This is a genomic window from Streptomyces sp. NPDC051133 (assembly GCF_040682635.1).
Classification (GTDB): Bacteria; Actinomycetota; Actinomycetes; order Streptomycetales; family Streptomycetaceae; genus Streptomyces.
Window position 1 is genome coordinate 60,178 of the sequence record NZ_JBFBBK010000037.1, and the last position, 22,940, is coordinate 83,117.

6 protein-coding genes and 1 pseudogene are annotated in these 22,940 nt (G+C 74.0%); 5 read left to right on the plus strand and 2 right to left on the minus strand.

The window, feature by feature from the left end; genetic code table 11:
- Position 1 precedes the first annotated feature (1 nt).
- Complete coding sequence (locus AB0N17_RS31655; RefSeq protein ID WP_366015005.1) at positions 2 to 913, minus strand: urea amidolyase associated protein UAAP1; 912 nt, start codon at positions 911 to 913, stop codon at positions 2 to 4.
- Between the two features lie 50 nt (positions 914 to 963).
- On the minus strand, positions 964 to 2,580 hold the full coding sequence (locus tag AB0N17_RS31660) for an amino acid permease (protein ID WP_366015006.1): 1,617 nt from the start codon (positions 2,578 to 2,580) through the stop codon (positions 964 to 966).
- A 728-nt stretch (positions 2,581 to 3,308) separates the two neighbouring features.
- Between AB0N17_RS31660 and AB0N17_RS31665 the strand changes: the two genes are divergently transcribed.
- The 5 genes and pseudogenes from AB0N17_RS31665 to AB0N17_RS31685 all read left to right on the plus strand — a co-directional run.
- Positions 3,309 to 5,036, plus strand: coding sequence for a fatty acyl-AMP ligase (locus tag AB0N17_RS31665; protein ID WP_366015007.1), 1,728 nt, complete (start codon positions 3,309 to 3,311; stop codon positions 5,034 to 5,036).
- Positions 5,037 to 5,222: 186 nt separating this feature from the next.
- Positions 5,223 to 18,926 (plus strand): SDR family NAD(P)-dependent oxidoreductase, encoded by a 13,704-nt coding sequence (locus AB0N17_RS31670; RefSeq protein WP_366015008.1) that lies wholly within the window; start codon positions 5,223 to 5,225, stop codon positions 18,924 to 18,926.
- 66 nt (positions 18,927 to 18,992) lie between these two features.
- Positions 18,993 to 21,491 carry a thioester reductase domain-containing protein gene (locus AB0N17_RS31675; RefSeq protein ID WP_366015009.1) on the plus strand — a complete coding sequence of 833 codons (2,499 nt, stop codon included), beginning with the start codon at positions 18,993 to 18,995 and terminating at the stop codon, positions 21,489 to 21,491.
- Positions 21,488 to 22,627, plus strand: a complete 1,140-nt coding sequence (locus AB0N17_RS31680) for an alpha/beta fold hydrolase (RefSeq protein ID WP_366015010.1) — start codon at positions 21,488 to 21,490, stop codon at positions 22,625 to 22,627. The genes AB0N17_RS31675 and AB0N17_RS31680 overlap by 4 nt, the downstream gene beginning before the upstream one ends.
- 213 nt (positions 22,628 to 22,840) lie before the next feature.
- A pseudogene (locus tag AB0N17_RS31685) lies at positions 22,841 to 22,940 on the plus strand (diacylglycerol kinase family lipid kinase); the annotation flags it as partial.

The following is a 22,940-nucleotide window of genomic DNA, read 5'->3' on the forward strand; positions in this document are numbered from 1 at the left end:
GTCACAGCCCCCGGGCTTCGCAGTAGTCGACGGTGTTGAGGTACGCCCGGTGCAGTTCCGGAGTCGCCGTGAACCGCGGCTCGCCGGGGCCGGTCGGGGCACCACGCCAGGCGTGCACCCGCAGTGGGCCGACCACATAGCCGGGACGAGGATCGAGTGGGTGGGCGACATTCGCGACCAGCACCAGCAGGGGCATCTCCGCGACGAGTTCGACATGCGTGCCCGCCCCCGCGCTGCCCTGCCAGGTCAGGGTGCCGTCCGGTTCGACGCGCACGCCCTGGAAGAAGGAGAGACTGGGCGGCAGGTCGCGCCGGGTCAGACCGTGCTTGGCGGCCGCCTTGAGGAAGAGCCCGCGGCCGGACGGCGACGGCCCCTCGGGGCGGGCGTCACCGTACTTGCGCTCGTTCCAGGCGTCGGTGGTGGTGCCGCAGAAGGCGTCGTGCCGCCCGGAGGAATCACCGCTGACCACGGCCAGGACGCGGCCGTCGCCGGAGAGCAGCGGATGGTCCTGGCCCGGATACGCCTGCCACGGCACCTTCTGGGTGTCGGCGACGTTCAGCCGCTCCACCGGCTCCAGGGCGTTGAAGAGCAGCAGGTGGGCGCAGGCGTCACCGCCCGGGTCGTCGAAACGCAGCCGCGTGCCGCGGGCAAGGACTTTGTGCGTGTAGCCGCCGGGCGCCACCGTCTCCGCCCACACCAGGGCGGCAGCGTCCACACCCGGCGGGCAGTGGGGGCTGTCCGACGCCGGAAGGTACGGCATCCAGGCGCCGGCCCGTCCGCCCTGGGCGCGGGCGTCGTCGCGGGCGCTTCGGACGCTGTCGGTCAGGTGCAGATCACGGGTGCGGGCGGGAGCCTGCCCGGTCGGGTAGCGGCCGTGCTGCGGTACGGCCGTCGAGCTCTCGGTGGTGGTCATGGATGTCCCGTCGTCGCTTCGTCGGTACGTCATCGATGCGTCCCCTCGCGTCACACGGGCCCTCGGGCGGGCTCGGCGACGGCCCGCGTGTCCAGGGGCGGCTCGATGTGCGTGTGCGGTACGTGCCTCAGCTCGATACGGCGGTGCAGTCGGCGGGCGAGGAAGTAACCGGCACCGGCGGCGAGGCTGAGCCCGATGAACAGCGGGGCGCTCCACCGCAGCCACCAGGTGCCGCCGGTGAGGTCGTAGATCTCCGCACGGGGCCAGATCAGATTGACCGTCATGCCGGTCTGGTAGAGCACGGCGAGCGTGTTGACCGCCACTCCCCACCGGCCCAGCGAGAACAGGGGCCGGCCGGTCTCGTCGACGCCCGCCGGCAGCCCGCCGCTGTCCCTTCGCCGGATGCGGGTGACCAGCAGGGGCACCGTCACTCCCAGATAGGCCAGGTACAGCAGGGCGATGCAGAGGCTGGACAGGGCGGTGAAGATCGCCGACTGGCGGATGTCGACCACGAGCGCGAGCGCGGCGCCGACGCCCACCACGATCGACGTGGTGATCGGCGTACCGGTGCGGGCCGAGACCTTGCCGAGGCGCCGGTGGAAGGGCAGGGCGCCTTCGCGCGCCATGGAGTACATCATCCGCGCCCCGGAGGTCTGCACGGCCAGGGTGCAGGCGAACACCGCGACTGCCACGCAGCACAGCAGCAGTCGGCCCACAACCCCGCCGAGCCGGTCGGTGAGCACCCAGGACAGACCACCGGCGGCCAGCTGTCCGTCGGTCAGGCTGCGGGCCGCCATCAGCCCCGACAGGATCAGCAAGGCGCCGCCGACACCCGAGGTGATCAGGGCCCGCAGGATGGTCCGGGGAGTGGTCCGGCGCGGGCTGTGGGTCTCCTCCGCCAGCTCGCCGGCCGAGTCGAAGCCGACCATCACGTACGCCGCCATCAGTGAGGACGCGAGGAAGGCCCCGAAGTAGCCGCCGTGGCCGGCCCAGCCGGTGGGGTGGGCCACCACCCGCGGACCCCGCTCGGGCAGGAAGAACAGGAGCAGCACCAGCGCGAGCACGCCGATGATCTCGACCGTGACGCCGAAGCTGGTGGCGGCGGCCATCTGGCGGATTCCCAGGATGTTCACCACCGTGGTGATCACCAGCAGGACGCATCCCAGCAGGACCGCGTTCTGCGCGCCGGTCGGGGAGCCGACCGACGGATCGGCACCCGGGCCGCCGACGATCTGGAAACCGGACCAGATACCCGGCAGCACCGCCTGAGCCGCGATCGCGGCCGCCGCGACGGTGAGTATCTGCCCGATGATCATGATCCAGCCGACGAACCAGCCCGTCGTGGTGCCGGTCAGCCGGCTCGACCACTGGTAGATCGCCCCGGATACCGGCCAGCGTGCGGCCAGTTCGGCGAAACACAGTGCGACGAGGAGTTGGCCCGCGAAGACCAGCGGCCAGGTCCAGAAGAACGCCGCGCCGCCGAGACCGAAGCCCAAGCCGAACAGCTGGAAGACGGTGGTGAGGATCGACACGAAGGAGAAGCCCGCGGCGAACGACGCGAAGCTGCCTACGCCGCGGCGGAGTTCCTGCTGGTAGCCGAAGGGGGCGTGGCCGGTCGGGCCACCGCCGCCAGGGTCCTGCGCAAGGGGGAGTTCGGGCCGGCTCATCGCCGCACCTCCGATCGGTCGACAGATACCTGTCGCTTGATAGGTATTGCGATCGTCGGCCGGACCGGTCTCACACCCGAGTCCGGGGAGTTAACTTCCTGTATCCGCGGGCCGCCTCGGAGATGACTGCGCGCCGGCATCCGCGGTGTCCCCGCGGCGGATTCTCCCGCGCGGGACACAGGACCAGTTTTCGGTGCCGGCGCGGCAGCGTCGCTGGGGTGACGAAGAAGCTGCTCCAGCTCTGTCTGGGCAGCAGGCACGACGGGGCCGCGCCGGCAGGATCCGCACGGCCGGTTCCAACTCCGGTCCCGGAGCCCGTGTTGGACCACAGCGAGCCGGTGCCGCAGCGCCGTCGGTTCGGTTCGCCGCCGGGGCGCCCGCGGCGTTTCCCGTGCGTGGTCGAGGTCGGCGGCGTCGAAGCCGTACGTGTGCAGCCGGGACGGGTGAGTCGGCCCGGCGGGGGGCGGCGGACGGCCAACTCCGTTTGGACACGCAGCGTTTACGTGTGTTCGACCCGTCGACCGGCGGGACTTGTTATGGTGTTACTCATTGGTAGCAAGCTGAGTGGGGGGCACGGGGCGACCTGTGGCCATCTCGCCGCCGCGCGAGTGGCGAGACGGACGACCTGGCAAGGGGGCCGGGTCAACGGCTTCTGGGCGCGGGGCGTCACGCAGCCATCGAACTCCAGTTCCCGCACCTGCTGACCCGGACAGGGGGGACCTCGACACATGGCTCGTTCCCTGGTCGAATTACTGACCGTACACGCCCAGCAACAGCCCGACCGTACCGCCTACCGGTACCTCCTCACCGGCGACTGCGACGGGGACACTCAGGAGATCTCCTACGGGCAGCTGGCCCACCGCTCCCGGGCCGTCGCCGCCTGGCTCCAGGACCGCGGTCTGGCCGGCTCGCGCGCCCTGCTGCTCCATCCGCCCGGCCTGGAGTTCGTCTCCGCCTTTCTCGGCTGCCTCGCCGCCGGCGTGGTCGCCGTGCCGGGCGTGCCCCCGCAGGGACGGTCGCAGAACCACCGCGCACTGATCCGGATGAAGCGTCTGATCGCCGACTCCGGCGCCGAGGTGATCCTCGGCGGCCGGGACGTCATCGGCGCCCTGGACACATGGCGCGAGGACCTGCCCGGACTGGACGCGGTCACCCGCGTCGTCACCGAGGACATTCCCGACGACGCGGCCGGCTCCTGGCGCGCCCCCGGCCTCACCGCCGACTCGGTGGCCTTCCTCCAGTACACCTCCGGCTCCACCTCCGCCCCGCGCGGTGTGGTGGTCACCCACGGCAACCTGCTGGACAACGAGCGGATCATCACCGAGCGGATGGGGCACACCCCGGACGCCCTCGCGGAACACGGCCGGGAACTGATCCTCAGCTGGCTCCCCGTCTACCACGACATGGGCCTCATGGGCCCGGTGCTGAACACGCTGTACCTGGGCGCCACGGCCACGCTCTTCTCGCCGCTGCACTTCCTGCAGAGCCCCGATCGCTGGCTGACCGCGATCAGCCGTTACCGGCCGCACACCAGCGGCGGCCCCAACTTCGCCTACGAGCTGTGTCTGAAGCACGCCACCGCCGACCTGGTCGACAGCCTCGACCTGAGCGCGTGGAAGGTCGCCTTCAACGGCGCCGAACCGGTGCGCGCGGCCACGCTGCGACGGTTCAGCGAGACCTTCCGCGCGGCCGGCTTCCGCCATCAGGCGTTCTATCCCTGCTACGGCCTGGCCGAGGCCACCTTGATGGTCACCGGCGGTGCGGTGGACGCCCCGCCCACCCTGCTGGAGGCCGCCGAGACCGGCCCGCACGCCGGCGAGGCCGACGCGGCCGCCGTGGGCTGCGGCCGGCCCGGGACCGGGATCACCGTGGTGATCGCCGACCCCGAACAGCAGGAGGAACTGCCAGAGGGCGAGGTCGGCGAGATATGGGTCGCCGGCGCGAGCGTGGCCCGGGGCTACTGGCGCAACACCCTTGCCACCCGCGAGACCTTCCGCGCCACCCTGTCCGGCCGCGAGGGCCGCTTCCTGCGCACGGGCGACCTCGGGTTCCTGCGTGACGGCGAACTGTTCGTCACCGGCCGCCTGAAGGACCTCGTCGTCATCGACGGGCGCAACCACTACCCACAGGACCTGGAGCTGTCCGCGGAGTTGTCCCACCCTGCACTGCGGCCCGGCTGCACCGCGGCGTTCTCCGTCGACGCCGACGGCATGGCGGGCGAACAGGTCGTCGTGGTGGCCGAGGTGGCGCCCGAGACGGCCGGCGAGGCGGAGAAGATCAACGACCTGGTGCGCAGCGCGATCGGCCAGGCCCATGGCCTGTCGGTGCGGGACGTGGTGCTGGTCCGCCCCGGCACCATCCCGAAGACGTCCAGCGGGAAGATCCAGCGCCGCGACTCCCGGGCGGCCTACCTCGACGGCACCCTCGCCCTGGTGGACGTGCCCCGCACGGGATGACCCACCGCCGTCGGCGCGCCCACCCGCGCCGGCCGCGTCCGCCCTCCGGGGCCGCATGTCCGCCCCTCCGCGGCCGCACGTCCGTCGACGTCGGCCGTACGTCACCCGATGTCAGCCGTACGCCGCTGCCGCATGCGGTCGTGCGGAATCCGCCCGCATCACCGTTGCTTGAGGACACCTGCCCAGATGCCTGCGAACGAGCCCCGGAAGCAGTCCGCCATCACGCCCCTCACCACCGCCGAGGACGTACGGGCCTGGCTGGGGTCGGCCGTCGCCGAGGCCGCCGGACTCGACCCGCTGGCCGTCGACCCGGACCGGCCGATCGCGGAATTCGGGCTGGGGTCACGCCAGTTGGTGACGCTGGCCGCCGAAGTCTCCGCACGGACCGGCCGGCCACTGGAGCCATCGCTGGTCTTCGACCACCCCACGATCGCCGCGCTGGCCCGAGCGGCCCTCGGCGAGCCGCCCGCCCCGGCGGCCGGCCCGGTCTCCGCCGCGGCTCCGCCGCGGGCGGCGGACGACGGCATCGCCATCGTCTCCATGGCCTGCCGCTTCCCCGGCGGCGCCGACGACCCCGAAGGGCTGTGGCGGCTGCTCGCCGCCGGCGAGGACGCCATCTCCGAGGCACCGGCCAGCCGTTGGGACACCCAGAACCTCTACGACCCCGACCCCGAGGCCCCCGGCAAGGCGTACACGCTGCGCGGCGGCTTCCTCGACGGCATCGACCGCTTCGACGCCGCCTTCTTCGGAATCTCGCCCCGCGAGGCCGACGCCATGGACCCGCAGCAGCGGCTGCTGCTGCAGACCAGCTGGGAGGCGATCGAGCGGGCCGGGATCGTCCCCGAGACCCTGCACGGCAGCCCCACAGGCGTCTACATCGGCCTGTACGACAGCGGATACCTCGCCTCCGCCTCGCTGGCCCGGCTCGACGGGCACGTCGGCACGGGCTCGGCGACCAGCGTCGCCTCCGGGCGCATCGCCTACACCCTCGGTCTGCAGGGCCCGGCGGTCACCGTCGACACCGCCTGTTCCTCCTCCCTCGTCGCCCTGCACCTGGCGGCCCGCGCGCTGGCGGCAGGGGAGTGCGACCTCGCGCTCGCGGGCGGAGCGAGCCTGCTGGTGACCCCGCGGGCACACGTGGAGTTCAGCAGGCTGCGCGGGCTCTCGCCGTCCGGGAGGTGCAGCCCCTTCTCGGCCGACGCGGACGGCGTGGTGTGGGCCGAGGGCTGCGGTGTGGTGCTGCTCAAGCGGCTCGCCGACGCCCGCCGCGACGGCGACCGGGTGCTCGCCGTGGTCAAGGGCTCGGCCGTCAACCAGGACGGCCGAAGCCAGGGGCTGAGCGCCCCCAACGGCCCGGCGCAGGAACGAGTGCTGCGTGCCGCCCTCGACGCCGCCGGACTCGCACCGGACGACGTGGACCACGTCGAGGCGCACGGCACCGGCACCCGGCTCGGCGACCCCATCGAGGGCCGCGCACTGGCCGCCGTCTTCGGACCGGGCCGCCCCGCCGACCGGCCTCTCGGTCTCGGCTCGCTGAAGTCCAACATCGGTCACACCCAGGCCGCCGCGGGCATCGGCGGCGTGATCAAGACGGTGCTCGCCCTCGGGCACGAGCTCATACCGCCGTCCCTGCACGCCGAGACCCTCACGGAGCACATCGACTGGGCGCTCAGCGGCCTGGCCGTGCACGGCAGCGCCCGGGCGTGGCCGCGCGACGGCGACCGCGTGCGGCGGGCCGGGGTCAGCGCGTTCGGCATCAGCGGCACCAACGCCCACGTCGTGCTGGAAGAGGCACCGCGGGACGTCGTCGCACCGGCCCCGGCGGAGGCGGGGCTGCCCGGCCCGACGCTCTTCCCGCTCTCGGCCCGCACACTCCCCGCGCTCCGGGGACAAGCCGATCGACTGCACGCACGTCTCGTTGCCCGGCCCGAGTCGCCGCTGCCCGCCGTGGCCGCGACGCTCGCCCACCACCGCACCCACTTCGAGCACCGTGCCGTCGTCCAGGCGGCCGACCGGGACGAACTGCTGACCGCGCTGCGGGCCCTCGCGGAGGGCCGGCCCGACCCCGGCCCGACCGCCGGTCCACGGCGGACGCTGCCCGCGGGCAAGGTGGCCTTCGTTTTCCCCGGCCAGGGCGCCCAGTGGACCGGCATGGCACGTGACCTGCTCGAACGCGATCCCGTGTTCGCCGACGAACTCGACCGCTGCGACGCCGCCCTGCGGCCGTTCACCGTCTGGTCCGCGGCGGCGGTTCTGCGCGGCGCGGCGGGGGCCCCGTCCCTGGACCGCGTGGATGTCGTCCAGCCGGTGCTCTTCGCGGTGATGGTGTCCCTGGCCGCGGTATGGCGGGCCCGTGGCGTCCGGCCGGACGCCGTGATCGGGCACAGCCAGGGCGAAGTGGCCGCGGCCTGCGTCGCCGGCGCGCTCAGCCTCAACGACGCGGCCGCGGTGGTTGCCCTGCGCAGCCGCGCCCTGACCGAGCTGTCCGGCACCGGCGCCATGGCCGTGGTCGCCCTGCCGCACTCCGAGGTCGTCACCCGCCTCGAGGGTCTCGGCGGCCGGGTCTCGGTCGCCGCCGTGAACAGCGACCGGGCGACCGTGATCGCCGGTGACGTGGAGCCGCTGGAGGGCCTGCTCGCCGACCTCGACCGGGAACAGGTCTTCGTCCGCCGCCTCGACGTCGACTACGCCTCCCACAGCGCCCGGGTCGAGCCGGTCCGCGCGACGATCCTCGACGAGCTCGACGGCGTGACCACGTACCCCACGTCGGTCGCCTGGTACTCCACCGTCACCGGTGAGCCGGTCACCGAGGAGCTGGCGGCCGACTACTGGTACGCCAACCTGCGCGAACCCGTCCGCTTCGGGCCCGCGGTGGAGCGCATGGCGGCAGACGGCTACCGCCACTTCGTCGAACTCGGCCCCCATCCGTCCCTGCTCACCGCCCTGCACACGATCGGCGAGGAATCCGGCCTCGAGCTGGTCGCCGTCGGCTCCCTGCGCCGCGACGAGGACGGACCCGCCTGCCTGGACCGCGCCGCCGCCGAACTGCACGTCCACGGGCGGCGGATGGACTGGCGGCGCCTGGTCCCCGGCACCGTCTGGACGGACCTGCCGACCTACGCCTGGGACACCCGGCGTCACTGGATCGCACCCGAGTCCGCTTCGGGCGGGGCCGGCCTGTTCGACCGCGCCGCGCACCCGTTGCTCGGCGTCCAGTTGCAGTCGGCCGACGAGACCCGCTGGACCTTCCGCAACGAGTGGTCCCCGGCCACCGCCGACTGGCTGTGCGACCACACCGTGTTCGGCCGGACCGTGGTGTCCGGCACGACCCTGCTGGAGCTGTGCCGGGCCGCCCTCGCCGTGGCCCGCCCGGACGACCCGGCCGACGTGACCGACCTGCTGCTGCTCGCACCCCTCGTGCTGCCCGCCACCGGCACGGTGGAGGTGTCCGTCGAGGTGGTCACCGCCGGCCCGGCACCCGAGCTCACCGTGCACAGCCGCCCACGCGGCCAGGAGGCCACCGCCTGGACCCTGCACGCCACCGCGTCGGCGGCCGGGGCGACCCCGGTGGCGGGGCGGCCGCCGGTGTGGCCTCGGGCGGCGGAGCCCGCCTGGGGCCCGGACGCCTACGAGCGGCTGGCCGGGCTGGGCCTCGGCTACGGTCCGGCCTTCCAGGGCGTACGGGAGGCGGTGGCGACCGGCGCCGGGGAGCTGCTGGCCCGGCTGTCGTTGCCGTCCGCGGCCCACGACCTGGCCGGCCCCTACCCGGTCCACCCCGCGCTGCTGGATGCCGGGCTGCACGTGGCCGCGGCCCTCGAAGGGGGTGCCGCCTCCGACGGCCGGGTGTTCCTTCCGGTCTCCGTGGGTCGCGCCGCGCTTTGGCCGGGCGGCGACGACCTCATCGTGTCCGTGCGCCGCACCGGCGCCGCCGACAGCGACATCACGCTGGACGTGACGCTGTGGGACGGCGACGGCTGCCCCGCCGGCCGGCTGGAGGGAGTACGGCTGCGGGCCGCGAGCCCGGCGGACCTCGCAGCCGGCTCGGGCAACGGGCGGCACCTGTACGAGGTGGCGTGGACGGCCGCGCCCGAACCGCCCGTCGAGGCACCGGCCGGTGACTGGACCGTCGTCGGCGACCCGTCCGACCCCGCCGTCGCCGCGGCCCTGCGCGGCCTGAAAGCCGCGGGGATCCGGTGCCGCGACACGGGTGGCGACGTGCTCGTACGGTTCTGGCCACAACCGGCCGAGGACGCCGAAACGGCCGCCGCCGCGCGGGAGGTGACGGAAGCCGCGCTGGCCGAACTGCAGACACTCGCCGCACAGGAGAAGGCACCCACCCGAACCGTCTGGGTGACCCGCGGCGCCGTAGCGGCCGACGACCGGGACACCGTGCCGGGCCTCGCCCAGTCGGCGCTGTGGGGCCTGGCCCGCAGCGCCCGAGCCGAGCATCCGGACCTCGGGCTGATACTGCTCGACCTCGAAGACGGCGATCCCGCGGCCGCCCTGCTCGCCGCCGTCGCCCACCGCGACGAGCCCGAATTCGCCGGGCGCACGGGTACCTTGCTCATACCCCGGCTCGTGCGCGCCCGCGCCGCCGACACGGACCGCGCACGGACACCCGTCGACGGCACCGTACTGATCACCGGAGGCCTCGGCGCCGTCGGACGCCACATCGCCCGGCTCCTCGCCGAACGGGGCGTGCCCCGCCTGCTTCTGACGTCCCGGCGCGGACCCGACGATCCGCGCGCGGCCGAGGTCACCGCGGAACTGGCAGCGCTAGGCGCCGAGGCCGAGGTGGCGGCGTGCGACGTCGCCGACGCCGCGGCCCTGGCCGACATCGTCGGTGGTGTCGCCGGCGAACTGCGCGGCGTCGTGCACTGCGCCGGCGTCCTGGACGACGGGGTGGTCGCCGAGCTGAGCCCCGAACGCCTCGCGCGGGTGCTGCGCCCCAAGGCCGACGGCGCCGTCCACCTGCACCGGCTCACCGCGGACGCGCAACTCGACCTGTTCCTGCTGGTCTCCTCCGCCGCCGGTGTCGTCGGCAACGCGGGTCAGGCCAACTACGCCGCCGCCAACGCCTTCCTCGACCAACTCGCCCACCACCGGCGCGCTCTGGGCCTGACCGCGGTGTCGGTCTCCTTCGGCGCCTGGGCGGGCGAGGGCCTCGCCGCCGAACACGCCGACCTGGAGCGGATGGGCCGCCTCGGCCACCGCGCGCTCACCCCGGAACAGGGCCGAGACCTCGTCGAACTCGCCCTGCGCCGGGGCGCCCCGCACCTGGTCGCCTGGGCGCTCGACCTGCCCCGCCTGCGCGAGACCACGGCCGGCGCGGGCGGCGGTGCGGCCGCCCTGTGGCGCTCGCTGCTGCCCGCGCCCCGCACCGGGCAGGACGGCGCGGACGGCCTGGCGGACCGGCTGGCCCGGCTGCCGCAGGCCGAGCGCGCCGACCGTGTCCTGGCCCTGGTCCGCGAGGAGGCCTCCCGCACCCTCGGCCTGCGCTCGGCCGAGTCCGTCGGCCACGACCGGCCGCTGCGCGACCTCGGCATGGACTCGGTGACGGCGCTGGAGCTCCGTCACCGCATCGGTGCCCGCCTCGGCACACGCCTCCCGGCCACCCTGCTGTTCGACCACCCCACCGCGGCCCGCCTGGCCGAGCACCTGCTGGCCACCGTGATCGCGACGAGCGGCCCCGCCGCCCGCCGCCCCGCCACCGCGCCGCACACCCGCACCGCGGCGCACGACGAGCCGGTCGTCCTGGTGGCCATGGCCTGCCGCCTGCCGGGCGGCGTGGGCGACCCGGAGGAACTGTGGCGGCTGGTCGCCGCGGGCCGCGACGCGGTCGGCCCGTTCCCGGCCGGGCGCTGGGACGTCGAGTCGCTGTACGACCCCGACCCGGAGGCGCCTGGCAAGTCGTACGCCCGGGAAGGCGGCTTCCTGGACGACATCGAGTCCTTCGACGCGGGCTTCTTCGGCATCACCCCGAAAGAGGCCGCCGCCATGGACCCGCAGCAGCGGCTGCTGCTGGAGACCGCGTGGGAGGCGCTGGAGCGTGCCGGGATCGTGCCGGCCGACCTGGCGGGCAGCACCACCGGCGTGTACGTCGGCATGTTCGGCAGCGACTACCTGTCGGGCTCCCGGCTCGACCAGCTGGACGGCTACGTCGGAACCGGGTCGGCGCTCAGCGTGGCCTCGGGCCGGCTGGCGTACGCGCTCGGACTGCACGGCCCGGCGCTGACGGTGGACACGGCGTGTTCGTCGTCGCTGGTCGCGGTGCACCTGGCGGCTCAGGCGCTGCGGTCGGGCGAGTGCGACTTGGCGCTGGCCGGCGGTGTGACCCTCATGGTGACCCCGCAGACCTTCGTGGAGTTCAGCCGGCTGCGGGGCCTGTCCCCGACCGGCCGCTGCCGCTCCTTCTCCGACGACGCCGACGGCGCCGTCTGGGCCGAGGGCGCCGGCATGCTCGTACTGAAGCGGCTGAGTGACGCGCGGCGGGACGGCGACGAGGTGCTTGCGGTACTGCGCGGCACGGCCGTCAACCAGGACGGCCGCAGCCAGGGCCTGTCCGCGCCCAACGGCCCGGCGCAGGAACAGGTGATCCGGCGGGCCCTGGAGTTGTCCGGCCTCGAACCCGCCGACCTCGACTACGTGGAGGCGCACGGCACGGGTACGACGCTGGGCGACCCGATCGAGGCGAACGCCCTGGCGCAGGTCTTCGGTGCCTCCCGCCCCCGGCACCGCCCGCTGCACCTGGGCTCGCTCAAGTCCAACCTCGGGCACACGCAGGCCGCCTCGGGCGTCGCCGGGCTGATCAAGGTGGTGCAGTCGCTGCGCCACCAGATGCTGCCGGCCACCCTGCATGCCGGCACACCCAGCCGGTACGTCGACTGGGACGGCAGCGGCCTGCACCTGTTGCAGGAGGCCGTGCCCTGGCCGGCGGCGGGGGAGCGGGTCCGGCGGGCCGGGGTCAGCGCCTTCGGGATCAGCGGGACCAACGCCCATGTGATCGTCGAGGAGGCTCCGCCGTCCGCGCCGGATTCCGAACCCGAGCCCGCAGGGCAACTACCGCCGGGCGAGCGACTGTTCGTCCTGTCCGGGCGGAGCGAGGCCGCGCTGCGCGGCCAGGCCGCACGGCTGGCCCGGCACCTGACCGGGGACACCGCGCTGCCGGACGTCGCCCACACCCTGGCCCGGCACCGCAGTCACTTCGCCTGGCGGGCGGCGGTCACCGCGGGCGGCCGGGACGAACTGCGCGCCGTGCTCGAGGCGCTGGGCAGCGGACGGGCGCAGCTGACCCCGCCGCGCGAGGAGGACATGGGCAAGGTGGCCTTCGTCTTCTCCGGGCACGGCGGCCAATGGCCCGGCATGGGAATGGAGTTGCTGGCAGGTTCGGAGGCCTTCCGCGAGGAGCTGACCCGGACCGACGAGGCGGTGCAGCGGCACGTCGGCTGGTCGGTGCTCAACGCGCTGCGGGCGCCGGAGGAGTTCTCCCCGCTCCACCGGACCGAGTGCCTGCAACCGGTGCTGTTCGCCGTCAACGCGGCACTGGCCGCCGCCTGGCGGGCCCTCGGTGTGACCCCGGACGCCGTGGTCGGGCACAGCCTGGGCGAGATCGCCGCCGCGTACAGCGTGGGAGCCCTCGGCCTGGACGACGCCGTGGCCGTGGTGACCGGCCGGGCCCAGGCCGTCGTCCCGCTGGTCGGGCAGGGCGGCATGGCCGCGGTGGAGCTGCCGCGGACGCAGGTCGAGGAACTGCTCGCCCCCTACGCGGACCGGCTGTTCGTGGCCGCGGTCAACAGCGCGGGCGCCACGGCCGTCTCCGGCGCCGCCGACGCACTGGCAGAGCTGCGCCGCCACCTCGAAGAACGGGGGATCACCGTACGACCGCTGTCCACGCCGTTCGCCTCGCACACCCCGCTGATGGAACCTCTGCGCACAAAGCTGCTGGACCGCTTTTCCGGTGTCCGAGGCGCCCAGGCGTCGACCCCGCTGTACTCGACGGTGCTGGCCGAACCCGTCTCCGGCGACCGGCTGGACGCCGACTACTGGTACGCCAACCTCAGGCAGCCCGTCCGTTTCGCCGACACCGTCCGGCGGATGCTGGACGACGGCTACCGCTACTTCGTCGAACTCAGCCCGCACCCGTCGCTGCTGTCGGCCATCGAGGCGGTGGCGGCCGAGGCCGGGATCGACGCGGTCGGCGTAGGCTCGTTGCGCCGTCAGCAGGGCGGACCAGGCGCCCTGCTCCGCGGGGTCGGCGAGTTGTACGTCGCGGGGCACACCCCCGACTGGCCGGCGCTGTTCCCCCAGGGCCGTCGCGTCGATCTGCCGACGTACGCCTTCGCCCGCGAACGCCACTGGCTCACGCCCGCCCCGGCCACCGTCAGGGGCTCCTCACCGCTCCTCGGCACGCACGTCCAGTCCAGCGACGAGCCCGACCGGCACCTCTTCGAGAGCGACATCGACCTGCGGGACAGCCGCTTCGCCCATCTGAACGACCACCGGGTGGACAACGAGGTCTGGCTGCCTGGCGCCGCCTTCCTCGCCATGGTGCTGGAGGCCGCCACTGCGGTGCAGGACGGTCGCCGAGTCCAGCTGAGCGACGTCGAGTTCGTTCAGCCGTTGCGGATGGATCCCGAACGGCCCGTACGGGTGCAGCTGGTGCTGCGGCCCGCCCGGGACGGGTTCAGGTCCTTCACCGTCGCCTCCGCGGCCGCGGGTGAGCGGCGCCCGCGGTGGGAGCGTCATGTCAGCGGACGCATCGCGGTGTCCGGCGAGCAGCCCCCGGCCGACGCGCGGCCCGACGCTGTCCGGCTCGCCGCCGTCCGTGAGCAGTGCGCGGACGACGTGGACCTGCCGGCGGTGTACGCCGGGCTGACCGCCCTCGGCATCGACTACGGCCCTGCCTTTCGGGGCCTGGAGCAGGGCCGCCGCGGGCGCTCGGCGGCCCTGGCCCGACTGGCTGCCAGGCCGGCCGCGGGTCACCTGCTGCACCCCGCGGTCCTCGACGCCGCGTTCCACACCGCGGCCCTGCCCGGGGACGCGCCCGAGGGAAGGGCGTTCGTGCCCGCCGGGGCGGGACGGTTGCGGTTCACCGGCCTGCGCACCACGCCTGCCTGGGCCGGCTGTGACCTGCGCTCCGTGTCCGGCGACACCGCCACCCTGCACATCAGGATCTGGGACGAGGACGAGCAACTCCTGCTCGAGATCGAAGAGTTCAGGCTGGCCGCACTCTCGCCGCTGGACGGCGCCCTCTTCGAGACCCGCTGGCACCCGCGCCCGGTGGCGCAGGAGCCGCCGGTCCAGGGCAGCTGGCTGATCCTGGCCGACGACACGGGGATGGCGGACGCGCTCGGCGAGCGGCTCGGCTCCTCGGTGCCGCACGTCATCGCCCGCCCGGGCAGCGCCTTCGCCGCCGAAGGGCCCGGCCACTACGTCCTCGATCCGGCCGACCCCGACCACCTGGCCCGGCTGCTGGAGGAGGCCTTCGCGGGCGGGCAGCCCGAGCGGGTGGTCCAGCTGACCGCGCTCGACGCCCCGCCGATCGGCGACGCCGGATCGGCCGAGCAGGCGGCGCGGCTGTGCTGCCTGACCACCCTGCACCTGGTGCGCGCCCTCGCCGGCCGTCCGCAGGGCCGGGCTCCGCGCCTGTTCGTGGTCCTACGCGGCAGCCAGGCCGCCGGTGACAGCACCGGGGTGACCAACCCGCAGCAGGCGCTCGCCTGGGGCTTCGGGCTGGCAGTGGCGCAGGAGTACCCGGAGCTGTCGACCACGCTGGTCGACCTGCCGCCCACCGGCGGCGTCGACGCCCTGTGGACCCAGCTCAGGCACGCCGACGACGAACGGCTCGTCGCGCTGCGCGGGACCGGCCGCCTGGTGCCACGCCTCGCCCGCACCCGCCCGGACGACGACGCCGGCGAGACCTCCGTGGACGGTGTGCATCTGATCACCGGCGGTCTGGGCGGCCTCGGCCGCGTCGTCGCCGAGCGGCTGGTCGGCCGCGGGGCCCGCCGGCTGGCCCTCATGAGCCGGGGCACGCCCGACGCGGAGGCCCGCAACTGGATCACAGGTCTGGAAGAACGGGGCGTCACCGTGCACCTGGCCCGCGCCGACGTCGCCGACCGGGAGAGTCTCACGGCCGCCCTGGACGCCGTACGGCACACCTCTGGCCCGATCGCCACGGTCGTGCACGCCGCCGGTGTGCTCGACGACGCCACGGTGGCGAACCTGACCGACGAACGAGTCCTGCGTGTCCTCGCCCCGAAGGTCCTGGGCACCACTCTCCTCACCGAGCTGATCCCGGAGGCCCGGAACCTGGTCCTGTTCGCCTCCGCGGCCGGGCTCCTCGGGTCGGCCGGGCAGAGCCCGTACTCGGCGGCGAACGCCTTCCTCGACGCCTGGGCACACCACCTCTCCCGCTCCGGCCGCCGGGCGCTGAGCCTGGACTGGGGTGCCTGGGCCGGAGTCGGCATGGTCGCCGGGTCGGGCACCCGGGCCGCCGAGACCAGCCGCTCGGGCCTGGTCGCCTTCTCGCCGCAGGAGGGGGGCGAGCTGTTCGAGCGTGTCCTGGCCACCGCCCGTCGCCAGCTCGCGCCGATCGCCCTGGACCGGGAGATGCTGACGCTCGTCCCCGACGCCGCGCGCACCCGCCCGATCCTGGGCGACCTGGTCACCGTCCCGACGGGCACGGCCGCCTCGGACGACCTCGTCAAGAAGGTCTTCGCGGCGACGACCGACCAGGACCGCGCCACCTGGCTGGAGGCGTACGTGCGAGCCCGGGTCGGCGAGGTCTCCGGAGGAACGGTCGTCGTGCCGGCCACCACGGCCCTGAAGGAACTGGGCCTGGACTCCCTGATGCTGGTGCGGCTGCGCAACGCCTTCGTCCGCGATCTGGGCGTGGAGCTCCCGGCCGCGGACGTGTTCGCGGCGCCCGACATCCGTGGCCTCGCCCAGGCCCTGACCGAGGGCCTCCCCGGCGAGGTCGCCGTGGCGCAGCAGCACTCCGGCGACCTCGCCGGGGAGGTCCCGGAGACCGAACGGCGGCCCGCGACGCGCGACGTCATACGACTGCTGCGCAGCGCCCGGCCCGGCATGCCGCCCGCGGCACACGGCATCGGCCTCGCCGTACGGCTGACCGCCCCGACCACCCCGGAGACGCTCACCGGCATCCTCGCCCGACTCGTCGCGCGACACGCGGCCCTGCGCACCGCCATCGTCACCGGTGAGGAAGGCCTCCGGCAGCTGCGCGTGGACCGGGAGCCGGCGGAGCCGGTGCTGCGCTGCACGGCCGTCGAAGGCCCACTCGACGCCGCCGAGCGCCTGCGCACCCTGCTGGAGCCGCCGTTCGACCTGGCGACGACACCACTGTGGCGGTTCGAGCTGCTGGACGGCGGTGCACACGGCCAGATTCTGGTGTTCGGCGCCCACCACGCGGTCAGCGACCTGCAGTCGCTGCTGCTCGTGGCCGGGGAGATCGACGCGGAACTGTCCGGCACCCCCCTCGACGCCGCCGTCACCAACCGCGACATCGCCCTGCTCATCGAGGCCCAGCAGGGCGGTGAGGGGGCGGGCGCCGAGTGGCGCGAGCACTTCCACGGCAGCGAACGGCTCGACCTGGAGCCGGCCCGGCCGCGCCCGGCGACCCGGTCGTACCGGGCCGGCAGCGTGACCGTGACGATTCCCGACGGGCTGATGGAACGGGTCGCCGCGGCCGCGAGCAGGCTGGCCGTCACTCCCGCCGCCTTCTGCCTCGGCACCCTGACGGTGATGCTGGCGAGAAAGCGGCAACGGGAGCGGTTCGTGCTCGCCGTGCCCGTGGACACCCGCATCCACGCCGACGCGTACGACGCGGTGGGCTTCTTCGGTGTGCCGGTGCCGTTCCCGGCCGAGGCCCGCGCGGGCGAACAGGTGGCCGAGGTGGTGCGCCGCACCGACGCGCACCTGCAGCGGGTCCTGGCCAAGGGCGCCGTGTTCTCCGACGTCCTGGCCACCCTGGCCCGGCAGGGCCTGCACCGGGAGAACGCGCCGCTCGTCGAGGTCTACTTCAACTACGTACGGTCCTCGCGTCGTCTCACCCGGCTGGAGGTGCTGCCGGCCGGCACCGGCTACTCCGACCTCGACCTGATGATCACCATGACACCGGACGCGGCACGCGTCCGGCTCGACCACAACCTGGACATCCTGGACGCCGCGACGACCGCCGAACTGGGGGAGGAGTTCCTGCGGTTGCTGGGGGAGGCGGCTGAGGATCCGGCGGTGCCGGCGCGCGCCGGCACCCGGTCTCCCGCCGGTACGGGGCCCGCACCTCGCCGGTCCCTGGCCCTCGCCGCCACCTTCGCCCTCGGCAACCTCCCGCTGATGTGCGAGGCGGCTGTCGAGAACGGGGCCGAGGGCGGCGGACCGGCGATCACCCAGGCGCCGTACCACCACGTGCTCGCGAGCCTCCAGGACCCCTCGGGCGTCTTCGCCGACCCCTCGACGGTGGTGGGTGCGGTGCTGCTACGGGCGGTGGACCTGGAGCGCTTCGGCCCGGTCGACGACGCACTGCTCGCCGAGCTGCGCACCGCCTACCCGGCCGCACTGAAGGACCTGTCCGAACGCACCGGCAAGCCGCTGATCGTCGGTTTCCTCCCCGCCGCCCGTCAGGACGACCGTCTGCGGCGGTGGGAGCACGAGGTCGCCGCCGGCCTGGACCTCCTGCCGGGCATCGCGGTGCTCGGCCCCGACGAGTGGACCCGGCGCCATCCCGTCGGGGAACGCTTCGACGAGCGGACCGAGCGGCTGGCCCACCTGCCCTTCACCCCGCCCTTCCAGGCGGCTGTGGCACTGCGGCTCGCCGAGGTCGTCACGGCGGTGCTGCGCCCCGCGCCCAAGGTGATCGCGGTGGACGGCGACGAGACCCTGTGGGGCGGGGTCGCCGGCGAGATCGGCCCCGAGGCCGTGGACCTGACCGGTCCACGTGCTCTGCTCGCGCGCAGGCTGCTGCAGTGGCGCGAGGCGGGCGCGCTGCTGACGCTCGTCAGCAACAACGACGAGGCCGTGGTCCGCGCCGTCCTGGACCGCCCGGACAGCCTCCTGAAGGCGGAGCACTTCAGCGTCCTGTCGGCCGCCTGGGGACCGAAGCCGGGCCGCCTGGCCGAGGCCGCACGCACGCTCGACCTCGGCCTGGACAGCTTCCTGTTCCTGGACGACAACCCGGCCGAGATCGCCAAGGTGCGCTCCGCGCTGCCGCAGGTGCTGTCGGTGACCTGCCCGTCCGCGGACGAACTGGAGGAGTTCCTCGGCCGGTTGTGGCCGCTGGTCCCCGCCGCGGCGACCGCCGAGGACGCGCTGCGATCCCGGTTCTACGCGCACGAGCGGGAGCGGGAGGCCGTCCGCGAAGCCGCCGGATTCGAGGAGTTCCTCGGGCAACTGCAGTTGGAGGTCGACATCCGGGCGTTGTCCGAAGCGGACGTGCGGCGGGCCGAACAACTCGTCCGCCGCACCAACCAGTTCACGCTCCGCCACCGGTCGGCCGACGGCGGCGACGTCGCCCGGTGGCGGCAGCGGGGCGAGGTGTGGACGGCGGCGGCCCGGGATCGGTTCGGCGACTACGGCCAGATCGCGCTTCTCGCGCTGTGCGCTGACGGCGATCAACTGGACGTCCTGGGCTGGCTGATGAGCTGCCGGGCGCTCGGCCGAGGGGTCGAGGAACGCTTGTTGCAGTGGCTGGCCGACCGTGCCGGGGAACTGGGCTGCGCGAAGGTCCGGCTGACGGCGGAGCGCACGGAGCGCAACGTACCGGCACGGCGACTGGTGGCCGCGCTCGGCGGCGGTGACCAGGACGACGAGCGCCTGGAGGCCGTGGTCACACCGGACCACCTGAGGGCGTTCCGGTCCTGGGAGCAGCGGTGAGGACGTCCCGCGGCACGGACCTTGTCAAAGGCAACGGAAAGACGCGCACATCGATGAAGGGCTCTCATGCGTGACGTGACCAAGGACTCCGGGCAGCGGGCGACCGCCGAGGCGATCGAGCGCGGTGGCGGCGGGCTGGGCGTGGACGAACTGCTGACCAGGGTGATGCAGGCTCCCCCCGGTGCGGACTGCGCTGCCGCCCCCGCCCCGCCCCGGAACGTGGACGACGTGGCCGCCGCCATCGCCGCCGCGGCGGGCGGCTACCTGCCCGCGGGAGACCTGTCGCCCGACGCCGACTTCTTCGACGCGGGGGGAACGTCCGTGCACGCCGTGGAACTCGTCGCGGAGCTGGAGGGCGAGCTGGGCATCGACTTGGACCTGGACGAGGTGTTCGCCGACGCCCGTCCGATCAGCCTCGCCCGGCGCTGGCTGCGGGCGACCGGGGCCGAAGCGTCGAGCGAGGCCGCCCCGCCGACCGTGCACGCAGGCACCCCGGCGCCCACCGCCCAGGCCACTTCGCAGGCCCCGGCCGCCGGTACACTGCCGGCCTCCGGCGCGGATGCTGTCGCGGTTCCCGCCGCCGGCATGCTGCCGCCTTCCGCCGCGCACGCTGCTCCGGCCTTGGCCGTTGACACGCCGGCGCTTCGCGATGCGGATGCTGTACGGGTTCCGGCCTCCGGCACGCTGCCGGCACCTCGCCCCCGTGTCGGCAGTGGCGACGAACGGTACACCAGGGCCCGCCACGACGACCTCGGGCAGATCCTCGCCGATCTGAGCCTCGCCGACCGCCTGCCGTTCACCGACGTGCCCGAGCCGCTGCCGCCCCGCCGTATCCTGCTGACCGGCGCCACCGGCTTCCTCGGCAGCCACATGCTGCTCGACCTGCTCCGGCACAGCGACGCGCACATCCATTGCCTGGTGCGCGCGGCCGACCAGGAGGCGGCCGTCGCCCGGCTCGGCGAGGCGCTGAAGAGTCACCGGCTGCCCTGGTCGTCGGAGGTGCGGCGCCGGGTGACCGTGCTGCCCGGCGACATCCGGCGGCCGCGGCTCGGCCTGTCCGACGAACTGTGGCACACGCTCGCCCACGAACTGGACTGCGTCGTCGGCGTCGCCGCGGCCGTGGACTTCCTGCGCGGCTACCAGTCGCTGCGGGCGAGCAACGTCCTCGGCGCGCTCACCCTCGCCGAACTCGCGGCCACCGGGCGGCCCAAGCCGCTGCACCACATCTCCTCGATCGCCGTCTTCAACGAGGTCGGCATCACCTCCATGGGCGAGGACGACCCACTCGCCCACGTCGACCGGCTCGTGTCGGGCTACGACCAGTCCAAGTGGGCCGCCGAGGTCGCCCTGCGCCGTGCCCGCGACCACGGCCTGGTCGTCACCGCGCTGCGCCCCGGCGGCATCGGCGGCCACACGAAGACCGGCGCCTGCAACCCGCAGGACCTCAGCAGCGGCCTGATCTCGGCCTTCGGCCGCCTCCGCACCGTACCCGCCTTCCGCTACCTCAACGCGGCTCCGGTGGACTGGGTGAGCCGGGTCGCCGTCGCCGCGATCTGCGAGCCCGACGCCTGGGGCTACGACTACAACCTCACCGGCGTGCCCAACACCCTCGACGACGTCGTCCGTGACATGGCGCTCGGCGGCATGCACGTGCGCGTCCAGGACTGGGACGAGTGGCGCACCCACGCCCTGGCCCGCCTGGCGGCCGACCCCGTGCCCGAACTGGCCTTCCTCACGCGCGTGCTGCAGAGCCCCACGGCTCTCAAGCTGTGCGAGGCGACGCTGAAGGGTCCGGCGGCCGAAGGCGCACGCACCGCCGCGCTGGCCGAGGCTCTCGGGCTGCCGCCAGCGGCCCGCTACGACGCGCAGGCCCAGCTGAGGACCTTCGAGCGGCTCGCCCAGGACGGCCTCGCCCGGCTGCCGCACAAGGACGATCAGCCCTATCTGTGGTTCCCGGAAACGACACAGGGCAGCGTGGGACCGGTCGGCGCCCCCGCCGACAGCCCCTGCTCCATGGCGCTGACCCTCTCCATCGCGAGCATGTACCAGCTGGTGAAGGAGCGCCGGGTGGACGTGACCGGCGAGGTCGTCTGTGCCGCCGTACATCCCGAGCCGCTGACCGTCGAGCGCGGCGACCTGTGGATCCGCCCCGAGGAAGGGATCCCGCAGCAGCACGGGCTCAGGCACCAGCTGCTGCGCTACCGGTTGCGGTTGCGTGACGCCGAAGGCGGCCACTGGTGGCTGGAGGGCCACAAGTACGCCCGGGCCCGCCGCGACCTGTGGCGGCAGACCCGCACGCTGACCGTGCGGATCGGCCGCGAGGGCGAACCGGCGAGTGTGGCCGGCGAGGTCGTCGTGCCCGCGGACTCCTACGTCCGCGACCAGATCGACGGCATCAAGGTCGACCCGCGTCTGACCGGTCAGGAGAAGCGGGCCGCCAAGCTGACCTGGCTCGCCTGGTTCGGCCTGGAGATGGGCCGCGGCCTGCTCGGCCCCTTCGCCCGCGCCGCCGCGGACCTGCTCGACCTGCGCCGCACCCCGACCCTCACGGAGCACCACCGATGATCTTCAGGACGACCACCTCCCGCGCCGGCGGGCCGGCACCGCGCCGGGTCAGGACCACCGCGGCCCTGCGCCCGCTCCGCCACCGCCTCGACCCGGCCCGCGTCGAGGAGATCCCCTTCCGGGCGGACGACGGCGTCCGCCTCGGCCTGACCCGCATCCACACCGGTGCCGCGGACCGTCCCGCCGTGCTGCTCCTGCACGGACACACCGCGTCCGCCGACATGTTCCTGCTGCCGGAGACCCGCAATCTGGTCGACGTCCTCCTCGACGACGGTTACGAGCCCTGGCTGCTGGACTGGCGGGGCAGCTGCCGGTTGCCGTACAACGAGACCGGCCAGAGGTACACGTACGACGACGTGGCCCTGTACGACGTCCCCGCGGCCGTCAAGTACGTCCGCGAGCGCACGGGCGACCGCCCGCTGTTCGTGGTCGCCCACTGCATCGGCTCGCTCACGCTGTCCCTGAGCATGGCGGCGGGACTGGTGCCGGGCCTCGCCGGCGTGGTGTCCCAGGGTGTGTTCCTGACGCCGAAGCTCGCCGGCCGGACATCGCTGCGGATGTCGCTGGCGGGGGAGCTGCTGAAGACACGGATCGACCACATCCCGGTCGACTTCCGCAAGGTGGGCCTGTGGTCGAAGTACACCCCCCTGTTCGCACTGGCGTCACGGAAGGCGAGCTGCCCGGACCCGACCTGCCAGATCCTGCACAACTCCGCCTGGGGCACGGGCGCCTCGCTCTTCGTGCACGAGAACCTGTCCGGGGCCACCCACGACCGCCTCGCCGACCTCCTCGGCCCCGCGCCGCTGTGGATCCTGCCCCACCTGCGCCGCATCGAGCTGGCCCGCAGCGTGGTCCGCTGGCACGAAACCGACCACCGCTACCGTGACCTGCCGCCCAATGCGCTGGACGCGGCCGGCCGCATCGACACCCCCGTGCTGCTGCTCGCCGGCAGCGACAACGGGCTGTGGCTGGACTCCCAGCGGCTCTGCCACGACGTACTCGCCGACCGCCAGCCCCAGTTGGACGTGTCCTACACCGAGATCCCCGGCTACGGCCACCTGGACACATTCCTCGGCCGGGGCGCCGCCGTGGACGTCTTCGGGCACATCCTCGATTTTCTCGACGGACGGCGGTGACGGACGGCTGGTCGGCCGACCACCGAACCCGCCGGTGAACGAACCACGCTCCGGGAAGCGCCGCATGCCGCAGCTCGCCGCCGAGGGTGCGCGACGACGTACGACGTGGCCCCCGCCCCCGCGCCCGAAGCTGACCTCGGCGAGCAGCCGTGACGCGTGTTCCCCCCGGGACCGGAACTGCTGAGGAGTGGAACCGGCATGAACCTCGCATCGGCGGGCCGCCGGCTGTTCTTCGCCCTCATGAACGAACTGAAGACCGGCGCGCACGTCCGCCGTCCGGAAGTCCGCGTCCTGCGGGGCCGGGAGCTGCGCA